1 protein-coding gene is annotated in these 1,479 nt (G+C 73.7%); it reads right to left on the bottom strand.

What is annotated here, in order from left to right:
• Positions 1 to 41: 41 nt before the first annotated feature.
• The coding region (locus tag QQX10_RS13610) for a hypothetical protein (RefSeq protein ID WP_301122132.1) at positions 42 to 1,479 on the bottom strand (1,438 nt) is incomplete at its 5' end.

The following is a 1,479-nucleotide window of genomic DNA, read 5'->3' as shown; positions in this document are numbered from 1 at the left end:
ACCGAGCCCGACTTCAGGCTAGCGAGGACGCAGTGCGCGGGTCAGAGGATCACGAGCAGGCCCGAGGCGGCCGTGTCGACGCTGAGCCCGGACTCGAGGGAAGCGGGATCGCCGTCGTACTCGAACGGTGGCAGCAGGAACCAGCCGTCCGCGGCGTAGCCCGGGCTGGTCTCGGTGAGGTCGTAGACGAACACGGGCGTGTACCGCCCCGGCTCGGTCGGCAGCTCCGACGGCACGGCGCAGCCCGGGTCCTGGAAGCCCACCTCCGTCCACCACTCACCGCCGTCCGCATCCGTCGGGTCGTTGATCGTCGAGTTGGACTCGTACACCGCGACCAGCGCGCCCGACGAGTCGTACAGGAGGATGGTCGGGCTGCGGAGCCCGTCCGCGAAGCCGAACGACCACTCGGAGATGCGCGGCCACCAGATGCCGGGCCACACCCCCGCCTCGGCGCCCTCGAGGATCTCCACGGTGCCGAAACGCTTGTCGGCCATGTTCACGCCCAGCGACCCGAACACCTTGAGGCTGCCGAGGTCGGGCGCGGAGGCGGCGCGCAGGCAGCTGGCGGTCCCACGGGACCAGCCCTCGCCCAGCAGCACGGGCGCGCGGCTCCCCGACTGACTCTCGAGCAGAAGCTGTCCACTGGCCTCGACCCTGCGCGCGAAGTCCGCCTGCAGGCGGCGCACCTCGTCATCCGCGGCCAGCTCCAGGTCGGTCCCGGTGTCCTCGACGCGGACCGTGACGCGGTCGCCTAGACCCGGGTTGACGTAGGTCGCGATCACGTTGGTCGGGTCCCCCTGCCACACCTGGACGACCACCACCGCGGAGTACTCGCCTTCGGCGAGCGCCTCCTCGCCGCAGACGTAGGGGCTGATCGCGCCCTCGACCGCACGCGTGCGGTCGATCACCGGGAGCAGGTCGCCGCGCACCGTGACGCCGTCGTGGAGGGCGACCACCGCACCGGAGCCGTCGAGGAGCGCCGCGGCGGTCGAGACCCCCGAGTCCGCGGGAGCCACCTCGCCGTCCCAGTCCACCGTCGCGGCGAAGGCGAGCCCCGCGTCCGGGTCGAGCGGCACCGAACCATCCGGCTCGAGCCGCTCGGCGGCCTCGGAGCCGCCCGAGGTGTACTGCGCGAACAGCGCCACCTCCACGTCGGGGTGGGCGTCGCGGTCGGCGTCGTCGGCGATGGTCACGCCCTGGTCGGGCAGCTCGGTGGGCTCCACGCCGCACTCGAGCAGGCCTGCGGCCGCGAGGTTCACCGCGCGGTCGATCGACGGCACGTCGTCGCGGTGCACCGGACCGGCCGGGTCCGCCGGGGGACGCAGCAGCTCGACGGCCACGACTCCCGCCATCGCCAGCGCCGCGACGGACGCCGCAGCCGACGCCAACGTCCGACGTGTCCGGCGACGATGCGCCCGCACCACCAGGCCCTCGGCGACGCCGTCGGCACGCAGGTGCGCACCCACCGCGACCCCGCCC

The organism is Demequina lignilytica (assembly GCF_030418305.1).
Taxonomy (GTDB): domain Bacteria; phylum Actinomycetota; class Actinomycetes; order Actinomycetales; family Demequinaceae; genus Demequina; species Demequina lignilytica.
Note: the sequence above shows the minus strand (reverse complement) of the source record. Positions and strands in the feature narration are given on the sequence as shown.